At 51.4% G+C, this 21,276-nt stretch carries 19 protein-coding genes; all 19 read right to left on the bottom strand.

Going from position 1 to position 21,276, the window contains the following annotated elements:
- Nucleotides 1-11: 11 nt before the first annotated feature.
- On the bottom strand, nucleotides 12-548 hold the full coding sequence (gene rfbC, locus ACKI5T_RS04595; protein WP_407435874.1) for a dTDP-4-dehydrorhamnose 3,5-epimerase: 537 nt from the start codon (nucleotides 546-548) through the stop codon (nucleotides 12-14).
- 3 nt (nucleotides 549-551) lie between these two features.
- Nucleotides 552-1,430, bottom strand: coding sequence for a glucose-1-phosphate thymidylyltransferase RfbA (rfbA, locus tag ACKI5T_RS04600; RefSeq protein ID WP_407435987.1), 879 nt, complete (start codon nucleotides 1,428-1,430; stop codon nucleotides 552-554).
- A gap of 46 nt (nucleotides 1,431-1,476) precedes the next feature.
- Nucleotides 1,477-2,376 (bottom strand): dTDP-4-dehydrorhamnose reductase, encoded by a 900-nt coding sequence (gene rfbD / locus ACKI5T_RS04605; RefSeq protein ID WP_407435876.1) that lies wholly within the window; start codon nucleotides 2,374-2,376, stop codon nucleotides 1,477-1,479.
- A complete protein-coding gene (rfbB, locus tag ACKI5T_RS04610; RefSeq protein ID WP_407435878.1) occupies nucleotides 2,376-3,461 on the bottom strand; it encodes a dTDP-glucose 4,6-dehydratase in 1,086 nt (361 codons plus the stop codon). Before rfbB ends, rfbD begins: the two co-directional genes overlap by 1 nt.
- A 376-nt stretch (nucleotides 3,462-3,837) precedes the next feature.
- Nucleotides 3,838-4,734, bottom strand: coding sequence for a GalU regulator GalF (gene galF, locus ACKI5T_RS04615; protein ID WP_331389843.1), 897 nt, complete (start codon nucleotides 4,732-4,734; stop codon nucleotides 3,838-3,840).
- A 217-nt stretch (nucleotides 4,735-4,951) separates the two neighbouring features.
- Nucleotides 4,952-5,947: an NAD-dependent epimerase/dehydratase family protein gene (locus ACKI5T_RS04620; RefSeq protein ID WP_407435881.1), complete on the bottom strand. Its 996-nt coding sequence runs from the start codon at nucleotides 5,945-5,947 to the stop codon at nucleotides 4,952-4,954.
- 186 nt (nucleotides 5,948-6,133) lie between these two features.
- Complete coding sequence (gene wcaM, locus ACKI5T_RS04625) at nucleotides 6,134-7,531, bottom strand: colanic acid biosynthesis protein WcaM (protein ID WP_407435883.1); 1,398 nt, start codon at nucleotides 7,529-7,531, stop codon at nucleotides 6,134-6,136.
- Nucleotides 7,532-7,543: 12 nt separating this feature from the next.
- Nucleotides 7,544-8,764, bottom strand: coding sequence for a colanic acid biosynthesis glycosyltransferase WcaL (gene wcaL, locus ACKI5T_RS04630; RefSeq protein ID WP_407435885.1), 1,221 nt, complete (start codon nucleotides 8,762-8,764; stop codon nucleotides 7,544-7,546).
- Complete coding sequence (gene wcaK, locus ACKI5T_RS04635) at nucleotides 8,761-10,041, bottom strand: colanic acid biosynthesis pyruvyl transferase WcaK (RefSeq protein ID WP_407435887.1); 1,281 nt, start codon at nucleotides 10,039-10,041, stop codon at nucleotides 8,761-8,763. Before wcaK ends, wcaL begins: the two co-directional genes overlap by 4 nt.
- Before the next feature lie 86 nt (nucleotides 10,042-10,127).
- Nucleotides 10,128-11,606, bottom strand: coding sequence for a colanic acid undecaprenyl disphosphate flippase WzxC (gene wzxC / locus ACKI5T_RS04640; protein ID WP_407435889.1), 1,479 nt, complete (start codon nucleotides 11,604-11,606; stop codon nucleotides 10,128-10,130).
- 155 nt (nucleotides 11,607-11,761) lie between these two features.
- Nucleotides 11,762-13,156: an undecaprenyl-phosphate glucose phosphotransferase gene (gene wcaJ / locus ACKI5T_RS04645; RefSeq protein WP_407435891.1), complete on the bottom strand. Its 1,395-nt coding sequence runs from the start codon at nucleotides 13,154-13,156 to the stop codon at nucleotides 11,762-11,764.
- Nucleotides 13,157-13,204: 48 nt separating this feature from the next.
- The gene (gene cpsG / locus ACKI5T_RS04650) at nucleotides 13,205-14,575 is read right to left on the bottom strand and encodes a colanic acid biosynthesis phosphomannomutase CpsG (protein ID WP_407435893.1); all 1,371 of its coding nucleotides are present in this window, start codon (nucleotides 14,573-14,575) and stop codon (nucleotides 13,205-13,207) included.
- Between the two features lie 121 nt (nucleotides 14,576-14,696).
- Nucleotides 14,697-16,133: a mannose-1-phosphate guanyltransferase gene (cpsB, locus tag ACKI5T_RS04655; protein ID WP_015959662.1), complete on the bottom strand. Its 1,437-nt coding sequence runs from the start codon at nucleotides 16,131-16,133 to the stop codon at nucleotides 14,697-14,699.
- A 2-nt stretch (nucleotides 16,134-16,135) separates the two neighbouring features.
- Entirely contained in the window at nucleotides 16,136-17,359 is a 1,224-nt protein-coding gene (wcaI, locus tag ACKI5T_RS04660) for a colanic acid biosynthesis fucosyltransferase WcaI (RefSeq protein WP_407435896.1), read from the bottom strand.
- Entirely contained in the window at nucleotides 17,356-17,835 is a 480-nt protein-coding gene (locus ACKI5T_RS04665) for a GDP-mannose mannosyl hydrolase (RefSeq protein WP_407435898.1), read from the bottom strand. Before ACKI5T_RS04665 ends, wcaI begins: the two co-directional genes overlap by 4 nt.
- Nucleotides 17,836-17,837: 2 nt before the next feature.
- A complete protein-coding gene (locus ACKI5T_RS04670) occupies nucleotides 17,838-18,803 on the bottom strand; it encodes a GDP-L-fucose synthase family protein (protein ID WP_407435900.1) in 966 nt (321 codons plus the stop codon).
- A 2-nt stretch (nucleotides 18,804-18,805) separates the two neighbouring features.
- Complete coding sequence (gene gmd / locus ACKI5T_RS04675) at nucleotides 18,806-19,927, bottom strand: GDP-mannose 4,6-dehydratase (RefSeq protein WP_407435902.1); 1,122 nt, start codon at nucleotides 19,925-19,927, stop codon at nucleotides 18,806-18,808.
- A gap of 24 nt (nucleotides 19,928-19,951) precedes the next feature.
- A complete protein-coding gene (wcaF, locus tag ACKI5T_RS04680; RefSeq protein WP_407435904.1) occupies nucleotides 19,952-20,500 on the bottom strand; it encodes a colanic acid biosynthesis acetyltransferase WcaF in 549 nt (182 codons plus the stop codon).
- A gap of 15 nt (nucleotides 20,501-20,515) precedes the next feature.
- Nucleotides 20,516-21,262: a colanic acid biosynthesis glycosyltransferase WcaE gene (wcaE, locus tag ACKI5T_RS04685; protein ID WP_407435989.1), complete on the bottom strand. Its 747-nt coding sequence runs from the start codon at nucleotides 21,260-21,262 to the stop codon at nucleotides 20,516-20,518.
- Nucleotides 21,263-21,276 lie beyond the last annotated feature (14 nt).

The raw sequence follows: 21,276 nt of genomic DNA on the forward strand, positions 1-21,276 counted from the left end.
TTTATAAAGGACTAGTAAGTTATAAAACTTGGCTGTTCCGCATCTTTTGGAGAAAGTCGTGGCTCCATATCCAGAGGCCATTCAATGTTCAGTGTAGCGTCATTCCACTTAAGTCCACGATCGCTTTCGGGATGATAGTAATTTGTTGTTTTATAGACGAACTCAGCCACTTCACTTGTTACCAGAAAACCATGGGCAAAGCCTTCAGGTATCCACAGTTGGCGTTTGTTCTCAGCTGAGAGGTAGGCACCAACCCACTTTCCGTATGTTGGTGAAGATTTACGAATATCAACTGCAACATCAAATACTTCACCAACGACGCAGCGTACTAACTTTCCTTGCTCATAGGGAGACAATTGATAATGTAATCCTCGAAGAACACCTTGAGTAGATTTTGAATGATTGTCCTGAACGAATTCAATCTTACGCTGTACTGCCGCCTCGAAAGCTTGATGATTGAAACTCTCAAAGAAAAATCCGCGTTCATCTCCAAATACCTTGGGTTCAAAAATGAGCACATCAGGAATATCAGTTTTAATTACTTTCATTACTCAATAACCTTTGATCATCTTTAGAAGATATTGCCCATAAGCATTTTTTTTCAGGGGTTCGGCTAATTTCTTCACTTGCTCCGCATCTATAAATCCTTTGCGATAAGCAATTTCCTCAGGGCAAGATACTTTTAATCCCTGACGCTCTTCAATGGTTGCAATAAAATTACTTGCTTCGATCATGCTTTGATGCGTGCCAGTATCAAGCCAGGCGTAACCGCGTCCCATCATAGCGACTGACATTCGCCCCTGTTCCATGTAGATGCGGTTGATATCAGTAATTTCTAACTCTCCACGGGCAGAGGGTTTCAGTTGTTTTGCCATATCGACTACATCGTTATCGTAGAAATAAAGCCCTGTCACTGCGTAATTACTTTTTGGTTCAATTGGCTTTTCTTCAAGACTAACTGCTGTGCCATTCTTATCAAATTCTACAACACCATAACGTTCAGGGTCATTAACGTGGTAAGCAAATACGGTTGCCCCTGCGTCTTTATTCAGCGCAGCCTCAAGCTGTTTTGGTAAATCATGACCATAGAAAATATTGTCGCCCAGTACAAGCGCACAATTATCTTCACCAATGAATTCCTCACCTATAATAAAAGCTTGGGCCAGTCCATCGGGGCTAGACTGGACTTTATATTGTAGGTTTAAGCCCCACTGACTTCCGTCGCCAAGCAATTGTTCAAATCGCGGTGTATCTTGAGGCGTACTGATAATAAGGATGTCTTTGATACCTGCCAACATTAGCGTGGACAATGGGTAATAAATCATTGGCTTATCATAAATCGGTAATAACTGTTTACTCACAGCCATGGTTACCGGATATAGACGAGTGCCTGAACCACCAGCAAGAATAATACCTTTACGCGTTGTCATCATTTTTCTCTTTCAATACAGAATGACCATATTAAGTCATTCATTATTAGAAGTTTTGAGCAGCAAAAAGCTCTGCAAGCATTCGTTTCACGCCAACTTCCCAGGAGGGCAACACCAAGCCAAAGTTGCGTTGAAATTTCCCCGTGTTCAAGCGGGAGTTATGCGGCCGTTGGGCCGGGGTCACATAAGCTGAAGTCGGGACCGCATGCAACTTCTCAATGGTCAGCTCGATTCCCGCTGCACGAGCTTCTTCAAAGACTAAAGCCGCAAAGTCATGCCACGTTGTCGTATTGGATGCAACAAGATGGTACAGCCCAGCAACCTCTGGATTTACCAATGCTGTACGAATAGCGTGCGCAGTACAATCCGCCAGTAGCTCCGCCCCTGTCGGGGCACCGAACTGATCGCTGATGACTGACAGCTCGCTGCGCTCTTTTGCAAGACGTAGCATAGTCTTCGCGAAGTTATTACCTTTACCGGCATATACCCAACTTGTACGGAAAATCAGATGCTTCGCACAATATATCTGTAGGGCTTTCTCACCCTCTAATTTTGTACGTCCGTAAACGTTTAAAGGGCCGGTTTCATCCGTTTCCTGCCATGGCGTTTCACCATTGCCAGGGAAAACATAGTCGGTTGAATAGTGCACTACCCAGGCTCCGATCGCGGCAGCCTCTTTTGCCAGCACTTCTACACTCGTTGCATTCAAAAGTTGAGCAAACTCAGGTTCAGATTCGGCTTTATCTACGGCAGTATGCGCGGCCGCATTGACGATAACATCAGGTTTGATTGCGCGAATTGTCTGGGTGATTCCTTCCGGATTACTAAAATCACCGCAGTAATCTTTTGAATGAATATCAAGCGCAATGAGATTACCGAGTGGTGCCAGCGCACGCTGCAACTCCCACCCCACCTGCCCAGTCTTACCGAAAAGTAGAATATTCATTACTTACGTTCCCCGTAGTTCTTCTCGATCCAACTTTTGTAGGCACCGCTTTTAACATTGTTTACCCAGTCTTGATTGCTGAGATACCATTCAACCGTTTTACGAATACCGCTTTCAAAGGTTTCTTCTGGTTTCCAGCCTAATTCTTTGCCAATTTTGTGAGCGTCAATGGCATAGCGTCGATCGTGGCCGGGACGATCCGCGACATAAGTGATTTGATCACGGTATGAGCCTTCTTTAGGTACGATCTCATCGAGAAGATCGCAGATGGCGTGCACAACATCCAGGTTCTGCTTCTCATTATGGCCACCAATGTTATAGGTCTCACCCGGTTGACCTTCTGTCACAACAGAGTAAAGCGCACGTGCGTGATCTTCGACATACAGCCAGTCACGAATCTGATCACCTTTGCCATAAATTGGCAAAGCTTTACCATCCAGTGCATTAAGAATAACCAGCGGGATCAGTTTTTCCGGGAAATGGTAAGGGCCGTAGTTGTTCGAGCAGTTAGTGACAATTGTCGGGAACCCGTAAGTACGCATCCAGGCACGTACCAGATGATCGCTTGATGCTTTCGATGCAGAATATGGGCTGCTAGGTGCATAAGCCGTCTTTTCGGTGAAAAGAGGCAGCTCAGATGATGGCTGATGCTCATCAGGATGCGGCAAATCACCATACACCTCATCCGTGGAAATATGATGGAAACGGAATGATTTTTTCGCATCGTTAGTAAGACCTGACCAATATGCGCGAGCCGCTTCCAGCAAAACGTAAGTGCCCACAATATTCGTTTCAATGAATGCTGCGGGTCCGGTAATGGAACGATCTACGTGGCTTTCTGCTGCAAGATGCATCACGGCATCAGGTTTATGGATGGCAAAAACACGCTCCATTGCGTTCTTATCACAAATATCGGCTAGTTCAAACGCATAGCGTTCACTATCACTAACTTCTGCAAGTGACTCCAGGTTACCGGCATACGTCAATTTATCCACATTGACTACATCGTCCTGGGTATTTTTAATGATATGTCGCACAACTGCGGAACCGATAAAACCGGCACCACCAGTAACAAGAATTTTCACGTTTGCTGTTCCGTTTAATGGATATATCGAAATAATGAGACTCTGATTTTCAGCCTTGTTGAGACTGCAACAAAAAAATGAACGCTACCGCCCCTGGCTTAACAGCTACCAGTGCACTGAGGTATTATAAATTGTGTATTCCCAGGTTTGTTTCAGAGCAATGCATGTCGTAGGACTACCGGAAAAGGTGTTAATTGTCGTCCTAATCGACTGTAGAAACAAGTATAAACTTTTCGCCGAGTGTATAAAATTGGATCGTATAAGTTGCTGTTTTAATGGAAGTAAAAAAATAGCGGCAACTGCCTTTCGTGAGAAAAATCTACTCACAATGACCGGTTGCCGCTACTTTAGAACAGATTACAAACAGAATAATTGATCAATCATTAGTAAGTAGTTTCTGGATGCTGTTACGGAACTTCTGTCCTTCCTTCAGATTGCGCAGGCCGTAGTTCACAAATGCTTGCATGTAACCCATTTTCTTACCACAATCGTAGCTGTCGCCCGTCATCAGCATGGCATCAACTGACTGTTTTTTCGATAGTTGGGCGATAGCGTCGGTTAATTGTACGCGTCCCCAGGCACCAGGTTCAGTGTTTTCCAGCTCAGCCCAGATATCAGCGTTAAGAACATAACGGCCAACGGCCATCAGGTCGGAATCCAGCGTCTGCGGTTGATCGGGCTTTTCGATAAACTCAACGATACGGCTGACCTGCCCTTCTGAATCCAGCGGTTCTTTCGTCTGGATGACAGAGTACTCAGAAAGGTCACCTTTCATGCGTTTTGCCAGCACCTGACTACGGCCCGTCTCGTTAAAACGGGCCACCATCGCGGCCAGGTTATAACGCAGTGGATCAGCAGAAGCATTGTCCAGAATGATATCTGGCAGCACGACGATGAACGGGTTATCCCCGACAACAGGACGGGCACAAAGAATAGAGTGTCCAAGACCCAGCGGCTGTGCCTGGCGAACGTTCATGATGGTCACACCTGGTGGGCAGATTGACTGCACTTCGGCCAGAAGCTGACGCTTAACGCGCAGCTCTAGCAGCGCTTCAAGTTCGTAAGACGTATCAAAGTGGTTTTCGACCGCATTCTTGGAGGAATGGGTGACCAGAACGATTTCTTTGATCCCTGCAGCAACAATCTCATCAACGATGTACTGAATCATCGGCTTGTCGACGATCGGTAGCATCTCTTTTGGAATCGCTTTTGTGGCTGGCAGCATGTGCATGCCTAAGCCCGCTACCGGAATGACTGCTTTCAAATTAATCATTATTACTTCCACCTTAAAATGGTTGACGAATTATAGACTCAAACAGGAAAACAGCCTAGTTAATGAGGTCTGATAAATGTCGCATGCGAATCACATTCTTAACTGAGTAAGAGCTACTTAGCCTTATTAAACGTGAGATTAGATCCAGAATAATCGGAATCATACCCAGTGACTGCGTTTCCTGACCTTTTTCCGAGAAATCGCACTCTGCTAATGCCTACTCAGACACAAAAGTCACATCGTCTTTCTGCTCATTGACAAACTCATGCTTTAGGGTGCGATCGAGGCCTTGTGAAAGTGAATAGGGAGCTTTGAAACCTGAAGCATGAACTTTGCTGGCATCAAACTGAGTCGTCGCACAGAATTTTTTCACGCGAACAGCGCTGATTGCGTATTTTTTGCCAGTGACTTTGCTCAGGATATCAAAACAATACCCACCCAACATGCCAAGTGCATAAGGAAGATGGACAGAAGGGATTTTTTTATTGAGGCTTTTCTCTACTTCGGTGACAAGTTGGTTCATGTTCAGATCAGGCTTGTCAACGTAATTGTAAACATCATAGCCAGGCTTAACATTTATTAACCTAAACTTGATGAAATCGACGATATTCCCGACATAAGCCATTGATTTAAAATTAGTACCTGCCCCCACCATCGCAAATTTCCCACCTGCAATCTGCTTAAGCAAATTGTAAACATTGCCACGGTTACGTTCGCCAAAAATGACCGTCGGACGAATAATGGTCAGGGAGTGTTCCGTCGGCGCTTTATTGAACCATTCGCGCAAAACTTCTTCCGCTTGCCATTTACTCTTACCGTAATGGTTGAAGGGATCGTGCGGATGCGTTTCGTCTGGATTGACTTTGTTCAGACCATAGACAGCTACCGAACTCGTAAAAATAATGTTCTTTACGCCATTTTTTTCCATAGCGGCGAGGACATTGCGCGTACCCTGAACATTCACGTCATAATAGAGCGAGGTTGGGCTAACATCATCACGATGTTCAGCCGCAAGTAGCACAACCGTATTGAATCCAGCCAAAGCCTGGTCAAGTTGGTCTTGATGTCTAACATCACCTAACACTGTGATATCTGGATAAAAATAGCTTTGCTGCTTATCTAAGTTTGTGACTTCTAAGTCACTCTGCGTAATCTCAATCAGTCGGGTGCCAACAAATCCAGATGCGCCAATAAATAAAACTTTATCCTTCATAAACCACTCTGAGTTAAGTTGAGGGCATCCTCTGGTCATCGTTAGGAATCTTCCATGAGGTGCCGCGCATAGACGAAATTGCGATGCGAAATATTGGCCGGGATTATAGACCCTAACTTCCGTGTATTCAGTAACAAAATTTAAGGGGCGCAGTTTGCCTTGTCCATTCCTGGAACAGCGTTAGGATCATCTCACTTTGGCCGGGAGTGAGAAGTTCAGTTTTTCAACATTCACCACCTTCTGATCCACCCTATCGATATCCACCGAACTCTGCCCCTTCTCATTCACGGCTTTGATGTTTGCCAGCGACAGCAGGGTTTCGTCCTTGGCCATAAATTTGCCACGCACATCTTTGCGCAGATCAAAGTTCATCTTCAGCGCAGGGCCGATGGCGGCTTCTTGCATAACATTGATATTTCTCAAAAAGAGATGCTGGGGCTTGTTATGCAGTTCAAGCGTTGCGCGTTTCATTTCAAGGTTGGTGATGGCAACAAACGACGTCGCATTGCCGGATGAGATCTGAATGCCGCGCAGTTTATAATCAAGCTGACTGTTATCGAGCCGAATGTCATTGAGTTTAAAGTTCTGGGGTATCGACAAATAGTCGCCTTTAATCACCCCGTAACCAATTAACATCCCTGCACTATTAACCATATCGATATCATCAATAATGAAATTATCACACCCGTAAATGGCCACCGTGGCGTTATCGATACCCGCCTTTTTACTGAAGTCAGGGGTGATATTTTTCGCTTTTACATTGCGGATAATAAAATGTTTGCCGTTTTCGACGTGAACGAGTTGGCGACAGTCGCTTCCCGTAATATTCGCGACGACGAAGTTTTTGACGGTTTGCTTCTCAGGATAGTCATTGTCGTAGGTGCTTCCCGCCAGCCCGATTCCGATACCCCAGTTAATCTTGCCATTTGTACAGTTAATGTTGTCGATAACATGGTCAGAAATCAGAATGTTGCGGTCGTTGATGGCCACGTTCCACTCAATGGCATCGCCCTGCAGATGGCTGAAGCGACTGTTCGTAATGCGCGCGCCGTCCACCTGATTGTGAAAGCCCTGCCGCAAAATCGCATAGTTCGCCTGCGTAACGGTAATATTGTCGATCAGCAGATTGCGCATCACTCTGGGCTTTTTACCGCCAATGTAGATTTGCGTAACCGGCCCAAAGCCGCTCATCGCCAGCCCCTGGATAACGCAGTCAGAGCCACGCACGTCCAGGGTAATATTTTCAGTGCGCCCTTTCCCCTCGCCGACCACTTTGCTGCCTTCCTGGAGGACGAAACGCCCGCGGCCATTGCCAGTCAGCGCGCCGCGGATTAGCAGCGTTTTACCATCGGGAATAAAAATGCCGGTGTTAATATTTTCGCAGGTCAATCCGGCAGGAACGATAACGGTATCGCTCTCCGTGAAAGCCTGCTTAAAAGAGGCAATCCAGTCTTTGGGGTTATACTGGCTGATATTGACCGCCCCGCTGCCAGCAGCGCGCGCCGCGCGAGAGTTAAGTAACGGCGTGGCGGCCAGCAGTGTGCAGGACGTAACAAAAGTGCGTCGGGTGAGTTTTTTCAGCATATTTCCTCGGCGTTAAAGCGTGTGTAACAGGCTCGCTAACTGACGATTGATTACCTGCTGATTGAATTCGGCTTCGACTTTCTGTCGCGCATTGCGTAACACAGGAACCAGTTCCTGTTGCTCGATATGGCTAAAGGCGGCCAACCTGTCGGCGAGCGCGAGCGCGTTATTTTCAGGAACCAGCCAGCCGGAATGGCCCGGTTCGATGAGTTCCGGGATCCCGCTGTGCACAGTCGACACCACCGGAATACCTACCGCCATCGCCTCCATCAGCGCAACGGGGATTCCTTCCATATCGCCATCCGCGCCGGTCACCGACGGGAGTAAAAACACGTCGGCATCATCGAGCATGGCTTTCACTTCGTGGCTGGGCTTAAAACCCGGCATCTCGACATAGCCTTCAAGCTGATATTGTTCGATAAGCGTGCGCAAGCGTCGTTCCCACGGGCCAATTCCGAGAATGCGATAATGGAAATCCACGCCGCGGGCTTTAAGCTGACGGCAGGCTTCAATGGCAACGTGCAGCCCTTTTTTCTCGGTCAGTCGCGCAACGGAGATAATTTGCAGTGGCTTGCCCGGTACCTTTACCGCGCGCTGCGTAAAGCGCTCCATATCTACGCCCATTCGTGACACGGTAATTTTCTCGTCGGGACAGCCCATTTTTTTCAACCGACCGGCCCACAGGTCGCTGATCGGCAGCATCATATCGCCGCGTCGGAACAACTGCTGATATTCAGGCGTGTAATGGTTAAGCACTTCCCGGCTGGAAATATCAATTCCGTGAAAAATGGTGGCAATTTTGCCGTCAATCACCCCAAGCTCACGGAGTTTCGCGGCGGTAACGCCCGCCGGACCGAAATGGGCGATAAAGACATCCGCGTGATACGGCTGGGCTGTCTGACCGCAAATCGACGACAGAATCAAATTGCGCGATTCGGAACCGTAACGGGAAATATTCAGCGCTTTCCAGGTCGACGCACGGAAGGCTCCGCGCAGCGTCTGACTCGCACGGTAGCGCAGTTTCGCCAGTCGCCCCTGGGGTTCATCCTGCAACCAACGTGTTTTTGCCTCCAGACCATATTGGGTCCAGGCCGCATGCGTGTTTTGCGTATCGCCCTTTTGCAGGGCGACAATTTCCACGTCATATCCCATATCGATAAACGCGGTGATTTGGTTCAGCACAAACGTCTCAGACGACAGCGGAAATTTTAGTAAAAAGAAACCAACCTTCATTTCCCCTCCCCGATGCGGTCGAGCACGGATTTCACCATCCCGATTCCGTTTTCACGTTCAGCTTTAACGGCTACCGCCAGACGTTCGTTGATTGCAGGGAGTTGCCCCAGCGTATCGCCCACCATCGCCCCTAGCGAGCCGTCAAGCAGATGGCGAATATCCACCGCCATCTCCGGCATCCCTAACTGCTGCATGATGCCCGCCGATTTGTGTTCGTAATTAATCGCAATGGCTGGCGTGCCAAAATTCATCGAAATAATGGCGGAGTGCAAACGCGTGCCGACGGTCAGGTCGCAGGCAGAAAGGAGTTTGCCCATTTCCAAATCGTTAAGTTCATCCATCACAACGTGGTAGCGCGACGGATCGTTAACGAGATCGCGCAGATTCAACGCCACCATGCGGTCATCTTTGTTGTAACTGTCGATGCCCGTACAGGTCGACAGCGCCAGCACCTGATAGCCACTGTCAAGCACGCGATTCACCACTTCAGCGAAGGCTTTCTCATACGCGGCCTGCGTCGTGCCCAGACGTTTATCAAACGGTGCCAGTTCACGCAGCGTAATGGCGACGGTTTTCTGCTTTCCGACCACATTCAGCCAGTGCTGAACCGCATAGTTCGGCTCGAAAGTCTGATCCTGGTGATCCACCAGCCAGGCTGTATCCACGCCGTGCTCTACCTTTGAGGTGTCGATATCGCTGCGTTTCATGAGGTCAAGACTGACGGACTCGCGCAGAATCAGTGCATCGCAATGGCCAAACACATAATTTGCCAGCTGGTTGAACTGCGGATTCTGGAACGGCCCCACGCTGTGACCAATCATATACAGCGGCTTTTTCGCCATAAAGGTACACAGCGCGTGCTCAAACTGCGGCACACCATAGAGGTCGACAAAGAACGACCCGCCGACCTGAATAATCGCATCATAACCCGACAACAAACGGACAAAATCGGTAAAGCCCTGCGCGATAGCGATATTGCGCAGCTTGCCGGTATCGGTCACGCGTGAGAGCAACACCTGGTGCTGATAACGACGACGCAGCACTTTTTTCACACGGCCCATCACACCTGCCGCGCTGTTATGCTGTTTCATCTGGCTGTAGAGCGGATCGCCCATCACCGGGCGATTGAGTAACCACGATGAACTCACCGGATAGCGGCTCATCACGTCGACTTCGGTCTCTGGCTCAAGAGTGTTAATGGCATCCAGCAACCCGCGTAAAATGGCGCTATCGCCACGGTTGCCACAAGTATGATTGCCAAGAATCAGTAATTTCATAATGACCTCTTAAAGGGGTTCTGGATTCATGGGATGAGGCCTGGTGCTCTCACCCCAGCCCTCTCCGACTCGAGAGGGCGAAATAATTAGCCTGCGCGAAGCAGCGTTTTCATCTTTTCGCTACGGCAAAACTGGCGTTTCATTTCAACCACCAGCGCATTTCGGGACAGCACAATCATCACTACAAAGGCCAGCGCACCGGCGGCAATTTGCGTCGCCAGCAGCACGCTAAGCGGCAGATGGCCATTGAGCACAATGCCCAGGCCATAGCTCACCGCCAGCGTCGGCAACGACAGGTAAAACGGCAGCCATAAACTCAGAATGTACTGACGATAGCTGGAACCAAGCACGGGTTTGATCATCACGAAATAGCTCAGAACGGTATTGATGATTTGCACCAGCAGGAAGCCAAGCGTCACGCCAATCGCGCCCGCCATATGACCACCGACGACAATGGCCGGAATAAACAGGAACGTTTTGAACACATTAAATTTGAAGCTGATGTCGACGCGCGCTTTTGCCATCAGCAGCGAACCAATCGGATTGCCGACGGAACGCAGTAAACCGACAACGCAGAGCAATTGCAGAATCGGCACGATGCCGCTCCACTTCTCGCCAAACACCAGCGGGACGAAGTTATTGGAAACCACCATCAGCCCAAGCAGCGCCGGGAAGTTAATAATCCCCACCACCGACAGTAGCTTGTAGAAATTAACGCGCAGCTTCTCGGTATCGTCCTGAATTTTGGCAAACGCCGGGAATAGCACGCGGGTGATAATGGGGTTCAGCTTCATCGGAGGGACGACCGCCACGTTGTAAGCGAGGTTATACCCCCCCGCCACGCTGGCTCCGAGAATGCGCGCCAGAAACAGTGTAGAGAGGTTGGTGTTAACGTAATTGATGATGCTATCGGCGGTCAGCCATGCACCAAAACGCAGGTTAGATGACACTGACGCCAGCGAGAAATGTAATCCCGGGCGATAGATCTTGCGGCCAAAGTAGCCGAATAGCAGGGTTCGAACGGCTGTATTAACCAGATAACCGAGAATCGCGGTCATCGCCAGCGGCCAGTAATGCGCGCTCACCACGGTGAAGGTAAAGCCGGCAAGCACCGAGGTCGTTTCGATCGTGCCGATTTTGCTGAACTCGAGCTCTTTTTGCATCAATGCACGAAACTGCTGCCCATGCGGGATCACCACAAAGGCAAACGAAAGCGTGCGGATCAGCGGGGCAAGATCGGGGTTATTCAGTACGTCGCCAATAAACCCGCTCATCAGAAACACCGTAACGCAGACCGCAATCCCCAGCCCAACGTTCAGCCAGTAAAGCGTGGTCAGTTCAAGGTGGCTAATTTCTTTGCGCTGGATAATTGAATTGGCGATACCAAAATCCGACAGCGTATCGGCCAGGGCGATAATCACCAGTGAGATGGTCAAGAGACCAAACTGATGATTATCAATAATGCGCGCCAGCACGGTCATCTGCACCAGCCCGAGGCCGATGATAATCACCGTGGCGATAGCCGACCACTTGGCGCCGCTGATGGTTTTTTCACGTAAGCTCATGACTGTTCCTTCATACCTTTCTCAAACGCGTTACTGGCACAGCCAGATTGAACACGAACAGCGCACAAAAACCGGCGCGTACACAGAGTACGAGAGGGTTTTGAGCACTGCCCAGGTTCAACATGGCAAGCAAAGTCGTCTGGTGAGGAAGGCATTTAATAAGCCGCTTTATTCACAAAGCCCTTAAAGATGGTCAGGAAAACGATTTTGATATCGAACCAGACGCTCCACTCGCGGATGTATTCCAGATCGAACTCAATGCGTTTTTCCATTTTTTCCAGGGTGTCCGTTTCACCGCGCCAGCCGTTGATCTGCGCCCAGCCGGTAATGCCTGGCTTCACTTTGTGGCGCAGCATGTAGCCCTCAATCAGCGCACGATACTGTTCGTTGTGCGCCACCGCATGCGGACGCGGCCCAACAATCGACATCCCGCCGGTCAGCACGTTGATGAACTGCGGCAGCTCATCCAGCGAACTTCGGCGCAGGAAGTTCCCCACGCGGGTAACACGGGGATCGTTCTGCGTCGCCTGGGTGACCACACTGTCATTTTCCATCACTTTCATGGAACGGAACTTCCACACTTTGATCGGTTTGCCGTCCATTCCGTAGCGAGTCTGACGGAAGATAATCGGGCCAGGCGAGCTGATTTTGACCGCCAGCGCAATCCCGCACAGTACCGGGGAAATGAGCAGTAAAATCAGCGTCGCGAGCACGATATCTTCCAGACGTTTCAGGACACGGTTAATTCCGGAAAGCGGCGTGTCGTACAGCGGCACCACTGGCACACCGTTAACTTCTTCAATGCGGGAATGCAAAATGTTAAAGGTAAACACGTCAGGAATCAGGCTCACCGAGCAGGTGGTATCAGCCAGTTCGCGCATCAGGTTACGGATCGTGCTTTCCTCGCTCATCGGCATCGCGATATAGACGTTGTGGATTTTCCCGGCACGCGCATCTTCAATCAGCTGTTCGATATTGCCCGCCCATTCAGACGGCACACCGCCAGGTTTTGCATCGTGATAAACACCCACCACGTCCAGCCCCAGCCAGGGTTCTTTGCGAAAGCTGTCCAGCAACGCCAGTCCGACCGGCAAATCGCCTGCGACGGCGACAAAGCGCTTGTTATACCCGCGATTACGCAGCCAGCCCGCACCAAAGCGGATCAGCGTTCGACAGACCACTAACCCAACGCTGGTGAGCAGATACCAACTCGGATAGGTCACAAAGCTGTTATCAAAATCGCTGTTAAAAGCCACCAGACCGGCGCTGAAAATCAGGCTCAACGTCCAGTTTTGCAGCAAGAGCATCAGTTCTGTCGTGAGTTTTACGCCGCGCCACGAACGGTAAAAATCCGTCATGCCGCCGATCATCTGGAATACCACCAGCGCAATCAGCGCCATCAACAGATGCATGTATAAAAACGGCAGCCCGCTGAACTTACATACCACCCACAGCCCACCGAACATGATGGTGATGTCAGAAAAACGCTGCACCATAGAAATTAACGATGCATTCGTTTTGGCTCGCTCGCGCTTTTTTAGATTTGTCATCGTTGGTCCTGTTATCGGGTCCCCCCTTCCAGCGGAAGGGGGCAAGGATTACTGTTTCAACAGCGCCAGAATGTCCTGTGTTCGCGCCTCCATCAGCGCCGTGTCGGCCCGCGACTCCACGTTAAGACGCACAACGGGTTCCGTATTCGACGAACGCAAATTGAAACGCCACTCCGGGAACGCCATGCTGATCCCGTCGGTGTGGTCTATTTCCAGCGCCTGCGGCGCAAAATGCTGCTCCACGCGCGCTATCGCATCAGCAGGATTTTCCAGCTTGCTGTTAATCTCGCCGCTCGCCGGGAACGCCGCCATTCGGTCACGCACAAGCTCACCCAGCGTCTGGCCTTTCAGACACAGCAGCTCCGTCACCAGCAGCCACGGGATCATCCCGCTGTCGCAGTAGGCAAAATCGCGGAAGTAGTGGTGAGCACTCATCTCACCGCCGTAGATGGCATCTTCCTGGCGCATACGCTCTTTGATGAACGCGTGACCGGTTTTCGACATCACCGGCTGACCGCCTGCGGCGCTCACGACATCAACCGTGTTCCACGACAGACGCGGATCGTGAATGATTTTCGCCCCCGGATTTTTCTCGAGGAACGCTTCAGCCAGCAGACCGACGATGTAATAGCCTTCGATAAACTGGCCTTTCTCGTCGAACAGGAAGCAGCGGTCGAAATCGCCGTCAAAGGCAATGCCCATGTCCGCGCCGTGCTCAATCACCGCGTTGCGGGTATCGGCGCGGCATTCCGGCAGCAGTGGATTCGGGATCCCGTTCGGGAAATTGCCGTCCGGCGTGTTGTGGACTTTGATAAAGGTGACGGGAACGTTCAGGACTGTAAAGCGGGCTTCCAGCGCATCAACCACCGGACCCGCCGCGCCGTTGCCGGAGTTAATCACCAGCTTCAGCGGTTTAAGATTCTCAACGTTGATGTAGCCGAGCAGATGGTCGATGTACGCTTTGCGCGGGTCGATTTGTGTGTAGCTGCCGCGTTTCGCTTCATTAACCGGGGGGAAGTCGTTTGCTTCCGCCAGACGCTGCACGTCGCGCAGACCCGTATCACCGCTCACCGGGCGCGCGCCCTCACGCACCAGCTTCATTCCGTTGTAGTCCATCGGGTTATGGCTGGCGGTCACTTCAATCCCACCGTCAACGCCCAGATGGAAGGTGGCGAAATAAATCTCTTCGGTTCCGGACAGGCCGATATCCAGCACATCCACGCCTGCGTCCTGCAACCCTTTTGCCAGCGCCAGCTTGAGCGCCTCGCTGGTCAGGCGTACATCGCCGCCCAGTACAATTGTTTTTGGTTTTACATATTCGCCGTACGCCCGGCCAATGCGCCACGCGATGTCTTCATTCAGCTCTTCGCCCAGCTTGCCGCGAATATCGTAGGCTTTAAAACAGGTTAACTTTTCCATGATGACCCCTTTTTCAGGCAACAGTCGGCCCTCTCCTGTTCAGGAGATTTTATTTTTAAATTGAATAACCCTTCGATTTCGCGTTGCAACTCATCTGCCGCGCGAAAGAGGTCAGTTAGCGCTAAACCCGGCCGTAGCGATCCTCGAAGCGCACAATGTCGTCATCTTCGAGATACGAGCCGGAACGCACTTCAATCAGATCGAGAGGAATTTTCCCTGGGTTTTCCAGACAGTGCTTCGCACCCAACGGGATATAAATAGACTCGTTTTCACCGAGCAGTTTAACGTCGCCGTCAATCGTCACTTTTGCGGTTCCCGCCACCACAACCCAGTGTTCGGCCCGGTGATGATGCATTTGCACCGACAACCCTTCGCCCGGTTTCACGGTAATGCGTTTGACCTGATAGCGGTCGCCTGAGTCGATGGAGTCATATTTACCCCAAGGACGATAGACCTCGCGGTGAATGTGGTGCTCATGACGACCATCGGCTTTGATCTGCTCGACCACTTTTTTGACGTCCTGCACTGAATTGCGATCGGCAATCAACACCGCATCTTTGGTCTGGACGACAACCAGATCTTTCACGCCCACCGTGGTCACGAGACCAGACTCGGCGTAAACATAGCTGTTTTCGGTTTTATGGCTGATCACATCGCCGTGATGCACGTTGCCTTCCGGCGTGTGTGCGCTGATTTCCCACAGGGAAGACCAGGACCCCACATCGCTCCAGCCAGCGTCCATGGGAACCACAACGGCATCCGCCGTACGCTCCATCACCGCGTAATCGACAGACTCTTCAGGACAGGCGAGGAATGACGCTTCATCCACGCGGATAAAGTCCAGATCCGGGTCAACAACGGCCATCGCTTTTTCGCAGGCGCTCAGAATATCCGGGCGATACTTTTGCAGCTCTTCCAGATAACGTCCCGCGCGGAACAGGAACATGCCGCTGTTCCAGTAATACTCACCGCTGGCCACATACGCCTGGGCGGTATCAAGATTCGGTTTTTCGACAAACTGCGCCACGTTAAACGCCACGCTGTCGCCTTCGCCCGGCGTCACATCACCACGACGAATGTAGCCATAGCCGGTTTCTGGCAGATCCGGTACGATACCGAAGGTCACCAGTTTGCCGCTTTCGGCGTAAGGGATCGCCGCACGAACCGCCTCGCGGAAGGCATCTTCCTGCTGGATAACGTGATCCGCCGCCAGCACCAGCATCATCGGGTCGCAATCTGGGCTGCTGCGTTGTGCCGCCAGTGCGGCCAGCGCGATGGCCGGTGCGGTATTACGCCCAGCCGGTTCAAGAATGATGTTTTCAGTCAGTTTGTTCAGCTGACGCAGCTGTTCCGCGACGATAAAACGGTGCTGCTCGTTGCAAATCACCACCGGGCTTTCGCACTCCACACCGTTCAGGCGCGACACCGTGGTTTGCAACATGGTGAGTTCCCCTTTCAGGCAGAGGAACTGCTTTGGATAGAGCACGCGGGACAGCGGCCACAACCGACTACCAGAGCCACCCGCCATCACAACCGGGTAAAGTTTATTTTGACTCATGTTTATCCCCGTATATCTGCAATAAATTGGCTAAGCACGTTCTCTTTTTCGAGCGTGCGTTCGGCATATTGACGTGCCACCGTGTTCTGTTTTGGCATGGCGAGTGCCCGTTCAATGCCCGCGACCAGCGCAGGGACTGATTCTGGTTCAACGCAAACCGCGATCTCCGGGTAGGTGTCGCACAGCTGACCAAGTTCGGTTTCTGGCTCCGCAGTGATCACCGCGTTGCCCCCCACGGCCAAAATGTTGGTCAATTTCGACGGCAGTACCGCATCCGCCGCGCCGCGCTTTTGCACGACCAAATGGCAATCGCCCATCTTCAGTAACGCAGGCAGTGCCTCGTAGGACTGAAGCGGGAAGAATTTCACGTGGGTCAGGCCGCGTTCGCTGACCATTTTCTCCAGTCGCGCTTTACCGCCACCCTGCCCGACAATCACGAATGTCCAGGGCTGATTGCTCAGCTGCGCGGCGGCATCAATAACGCTTTCCAGCCCCTGTTTTTCGCCAATGTTGCCTGAGTAAAGAATGATTTTTTGGCCGTCCGGTAAACCGAGCTGCGCACGCAAGGCCAGCGCATCGCTCTCGCTCACATCACGAAAACGGGCCACTTCTGACCAGTTCGGGAAGAAAATCAATTTTTTAGCCGGAACGCCTTTCTCCTGCGCTTTGTTCATCATTGAGCGCGAGATCGTTGAGACGTAATCGACGTTATGCAGATTGCTGCGCTCAAAGGCGCTGGCGAGTTTGGCCACCTTGCCACTCTTGCCTTTACCCGCCATGCCCAGGCCGAGCATCGCGTCAACTTCGTAATCCTGAATATGCAGGATCGTACGTGCGCCCGAGAGTTTGCCCAGCAGGCGCATGCCTGGCGTGCAAAACAGCGTGGGCACCACACCGATGATGCGGTCTGGCTTCCAGCGACGCTGCGCCATCAATGGGAAGAAGCTGCTGAGCGCAAAGCTGCCCAGATGAATCAGGCGCTTCAGCGTCGAAGGCTGTTTAGGCACATACAGCGGACAGCGCCAGACGGTCGCATTGCCCACTTCACGGCGATAGCGCCAGCTGGAATAACGTTCGCCAACTTTCCATTCCGGGTAGTAAGGCGGGGCCGTAATGACCCGCACCTCGTGACCCTGGCTGGCCATCCACTCGACCATTTCACCTGTGTATTTGCCGATACCGGTCAGTTCAGGTGAATAATTGATGCCGTACACTAAGATTCTCATAAACCGGGTGCCTCAACCTGACGCTCCGCAAGGAAGTACGCGCGGCTGTTGTCATGCACGTTATCGCTTGCCAATAGGGCATCTGGCGTTAGCCAGCGGTAAGCATCATGTTGTGAATCAGGCAGGTTCAGATCGGCCTGATTCACTTTCAGGCAAAAGCCCAGCACCACGTAATGAGTGCTGAAATCGGTGCCAGAAAAGTTATCGTCATAGAAGTGCTGCCAGATCCCGTAAAACTGGCCTGCCGTCATCGGCAGGCTCAGCCCCAGTTCCGCCAGCGTGAGGCGCTCGAAAGCGCGCTCAAGCCGTTCATCCTTTTGTACGCGTCCGCCGGGGACGAACCAGTACCCTTGCGCAGGGCGATTGGTTCGTTGACCCAGCAGGAACTCCCCTCGCTCGTTTTCCACAATCAAATCGATGGATATCAGCGGGGTAGAACGCACTACCGTGGCAAAATCTTCCTGACTTAAAAACATGATTACCCCCGGAAGCGGTGCTGGTTTTCCAGGAACCACTGGTAGGTGCTTGCCAGCCCCTGCTCAAGTGATACCTCGTGATACCAGCCGAGCTGATGCAGACGCGTCACGTCCAGTAGTTTGCGCGGCGTGCCGTCCGGCTTGGTGGCATCAAACACCACACGGCCTTTGTAGCCGACCACGTGCGCGATGGTCTGCGCCAGCTCGCGGATCGTGCAATCCACTCCGGTTCCGACGTTGATGTGCGAAAGCATCGGCTCGGTATTTTCCTCCCAAACTTCGCGATCCAACTCCATCACGTGAATGCTGGCAGCGGCCATGTCATCAACGTGCAGGAACTCGCGCATTGGCGTACCGCTTCCCCACACCACGACGTCTGGCGCACTTTCCGCCGTCGCTTCATGGAAACGACGCAGCAGCGCGGGGATCACATGTGAGTTGCTCGGATGGAAGTTATCGTGCGGACCGTACAGATTGGTCGGCATCACCGAACGATAATCGCGGCCATACTGGCGGTTGTAGGATTCGCACAGTTTGATACCGGCAATCTTGGCAATCGCGTACGGCTCGTTCGTCTCTTCGAGCGTGCCCTGCAGCAGTTCGCTCTCCGCGATCGGCTGCTTCGCCAGCTTCGGATAAATGCATGAAGAGCCGAGGAACAGCAGCTTATTCACGTTGTGCAGATGCGCGGCGTGAATAATGTTGCTCTCAATCATCATGTTTTCGTAGATGAAATCCGCCGGGTACGTGTTGTTGGCGACAATGCCGCCAACCTTTGCCGCCGCCAGATACACCTGATCGATACGTTCGTTCGCAAAGAATGCCTGCACGGCTTGACCGTCAAGCAGGTTCAGTTCGTCGCGGGTACGCACCACGACGTCTACATCACCGCGCTGCTCAAGCTGACGGACGATGGCAGATCCCACCATCCCACGATGTCCGGCGACAAAAATACGTTGTTTGGTCATTCTCAGGACTCCAGCGCGATGGCAACCTCGTAGCCATGGGACTTAAGCAGAGAGTGTTTTTTCGCCGCTTCGAGATCCTTGGCCACCATTTCAGATACCATTTCCTGCAGGGTGATTTCCGGTTTCCAGCCCAGTTTTTCATGCGCTTTGGTTGGATCGCCGAGCAGGGTTTCTACTTCAGCAGGACGGAAGTAGCGCGGGTCAACTTCAACGATCACATCGCCCGGTTTCACGCCTGGTGCATCATGGCCAGTAACAGAAACCACGATGCCCTTCTCTTCAACGCCGGTGCCTTCGAAACGCAGTTTGATACCCAGCTGTGCTGCGGCCATCTCGACGAACTGACGCACGGAATACTGCACGCCGGTCGCAATCACGAAATCTTCCGGGTTGTCCTGCTGCAACATCATCCACTGCATTTTCACGTAGTCTTTCGCATGGCCCCAGTCACGCAGGGAATCCATGTTGCCGAGGTGCAGTGTCTTCTCAAGGCCCTGAGCGATGTTCGCGATCGCGCGGGTGATTTTGCGGGTTACGAAGGTTTCGCCACGGCGTGGGGATTCGTGGTTGAACAAAATACCGTTACACGCATACATGCCGTAGGATTCACGGTAGTTCACGGTGATCCAGTAAGCGTACAGTTTTGCGACAGCGTACGGAGAGCGCGGGTAGAACGGCGTGGTCTCTTTCTGCGGGGTTTCCTGCACCAGACCGTACAGCTCAGAGGTGGACGCCTGGTAGAAACGGGTTTTCTTCTCAAGACCCAGGAAGCGAATGGCTTCCAGCAGACGCAGCGTGCCCATGGCATCAACATCTGCGGTGTATTCCGGGGATTCAAACGATACCGCTACGTGACTCATCGCACCCAGGTTGTACACTTCATCAGGCTGCACTTCCTGTAGGATACGGGTCAGGTTGGAGGAATCGGTCAGATCGCCGTAATGCAGATGGAATTTCGGATTCGCTGAATGTGGATCCTGGTAGATATGGTCCACACGTTCAGTGTTGAATGATGAAGCGCGACGTTTAATACCGTGAACTTCATACCCTTTTTCCAGCAACAGCTCCGCCAGATAAGAACCATCCTGTCCGGTAACGCCGGTGATGAGAGCGACTTTAGACATGTTTATTTTCCTCTACTTATGAATTCATTCAGTTTCAACGCGTTCGCGTATCACCACTGCGGGGTTGCCACGGCAAATCTTATTTGCCGGAAGCGATTTAAAAACGCTGCTGCGTGCACCAATAACCGTGCCATCGCCAACAGTAATACCAGGTGCAACAAAAACATCCGTCGCGAGCCAGCATTTTTCGCCAATCACAATAGGCGTGGCATTAATATCAAAATGCGGACTCATAAAATCATGACTGCCGGTACACAAATAACACTTCTGAGACACCACGGAATGTGCGCCGATGGTAATTTCACCCAGGGTATATAACACCGCGTCATCCCCTACCCAGGCATAATCATCGAGTGTTAATTTCCACGGATACGTAATTTTGACTGACGGACGAATAACCACATTCTTGCCGATTTTTGCGCCAAACATTCGCAGTAAAAAGGCGCGCCAGCGATACAAAACCTGTGGCGACCAGGCAAATAATGTTGCCTGCACAGCCCACCACAATTGCACCTTAATTCCATTGCCGCCCCGAAATCCTTTGGGAACGGAAAAACCACTGAGATCCTGCATAACATTCCCTTATATTCAGACTTTGTTATATAAGGCTTTCGTTTTGCCCGTCGTTTTCAGACGGAATAAATAGGATAATTCCGCCCAGAAGCCCGGCACGCGTAATATATTGCGCTGCACTTTTTTGGCATCCTGGCATAATTCCAGATTATTCGAGGTTGACACGCCGCCCATTGAGAACTCTGACACCAGGCCTTTAATTCGACGGAACGGATAACCTGATTTATACAGGCTGGCAGCCAGCGCATAATCAGATGACACCTTATATTGCAAATCATAGGGGTGTTTTTTCAGCCCGACTGTCGGGAAGAAAATTGCCTGATGACTGGCCGGTAAACTGTGATAAATATACCAGCCGGGTTTCGCGCTACGGGACACTTTATTGCCATCACCAAAATCCAGCAGCGCATCGCCGATGACCATTGCGTCGTCTTTCTGACGCGCAAGTTGACGCGCAAAAAGCGCCACGTCTTCGTGGAAGATATCGCCCGAATTCAGGAAAATGGTATAGCGCCCCTGCGCCATCTCGATGCCTTTATTCATCGCATCGTAGATGCCTTTATCTTTCTCACTGATGTAGCGTAAGTTGAACTCCCCGTTCAGTTTTTCGAGAAATTCAGCCGTGCCATCATTTGAGCCGCCGTCGACCACAATCCATTCAAACGTGAGGCTGGGATCGCGTGCCAGGTTGCGCAGCGAGCGCCAGGTTTTTACTACCCCTTCGTGGTTGCGAAAGGCGACAGTAATAACGCTTATATTCATCATTGTTCAAGCTG

Origin of the sequence: Lelliottia sp. (assembly GCF_045627565.1) — a bacterium.
Lineage (GTDB): Bacteria > Pseudomonadota > Gammaproteobacteria > Enterobacterales > Enterobacteriaceae > Enterobacter.

Excerpts from the sequence above, each read along its gene's own strand:
- rfbC (WP_407435874.1), bottom strand. The coding sequence starts at position 548 with ATGAAAGTAATTAAAACTGATATTCCTGATGTGCTCATTTTTGAACCC.
- rfbA (WP_407435987.1), bottom strand. The coding sequence starts at position 1,430 with ATGACAACGCGTAAAGGTATTATTCTTGCTGGTGGTTCAGGCACTCGT.
- rfbD (WP_407435876.1), bottom strand. The coding sequence starts at position 2,376 with ATGAATATTCTACTTTTCGGTAAGACTGGGCAGGTGGGGTGGGAGTTG.
- galF (WP_331389843.1), bottom strand. The coding sequence starts at position 4,734 with ATGATTAATTTGAAAGCAGTCATTCCGGTAGCGGGCTTAGGCATGCAC.
- ACKI5T_RS04620 (WP_407435881.1), bottom strand. The coding sequence starts at position 5,947 with ATGAAGGATAAAGTTTTATTTATTGGCGCATCTGGATTTGTTGGCACC.
- wcaM (WP_407435883.1), bottom strand. The coding sequence starts at position 7,531 with ATGCTGAAAAAACTCACCCGACGCACTTTTGTTACGTCCTGCACACTG.
- wcaL (WP_407435885.1), bottom strand. The coding sequence starts at position 8,764 with ATGAAGGTTGGTTTCTTTTTACTAAAATTTCCGCTGTCGTCTGAGACG.
- wcaK (WP_407435887.1), bottom strand. The coding sequence starts at position 10,041 with ATGAAATTACTGATTCTTGGCAATCATACTTGTGGCAACCGTGGCGAT.
- wzxC (WP_407435889.1), bottom strand. The coding sequence starts at position 11,606 with ATGAGCTTACGTGAAAAAACCATCAGCGGCGCCAAGTGGTCGGCTATC.
- wcaJ (WP_407435891.1), bottom strand. The coding sequence starts at position 13,156 with ATGACAAATCTAAAAAAGCGCGAGCGAGCCAAAACGAATGCATCGTTA.
- cpsG (WP_407435893.1), bottom strand. The coding sequence starts at position 14,575 with ATGGAAAAGTTAACCTGTTTTAAAGCCTACGATATTCGCGGCAAGCTG.
- cpsB (WP_015959662.1), bottom strand. The coding sequence starts at position 16,133 with ATGAGTCAAAATAAACTTTACCCGGTTGTGATGGCGGGTGGCTCTGGT.
- wcaI (WP_407435896.1), bottom strand. The coding sequence starts at position 17,359 with ATGAGAATCTTAGTGTACGGCATCAATTATTCACCTGAACTGACCGGT.
- ACKI5T_RS04665 (WP_407435898.1), bottom strand. The coding sequence starts at position 17,835 with ATGTTTTTAAGTCAGGAAGATTTTGCCACGGTAGTGCGTTCTACCCCG.
- ACKI5T_RS04670 (WP_407435900.1), bottom strand. The coding sequence starts at position 18,803 with ATGACCAAACAACGTATTTTTGTCGCCGGACATCGTGGGATGGTGGGA.
- gmd (WP_407435902.1), bottom strand. The coding sequence starts at position 19,927 with ATGTCTAAAGTCGCTCTCATCACCGGCGTTACCGGACAGGATGGTTCT.
- wcaF (WP_407435904.1), bottom strand. The coding sequence starts at position 20,500 with ATGCAGGATCTCAGTGGTTTTTCCGTTCCCAAAGGATTTCGGGGCGGC.
- wcaE (WP_407435989.1), bottom strand. The coding sequence starts at position 21,262 with ATGAATATAAGCGTTATTACTGTCGCCTTTCGCAACCACGAAGGGGTA.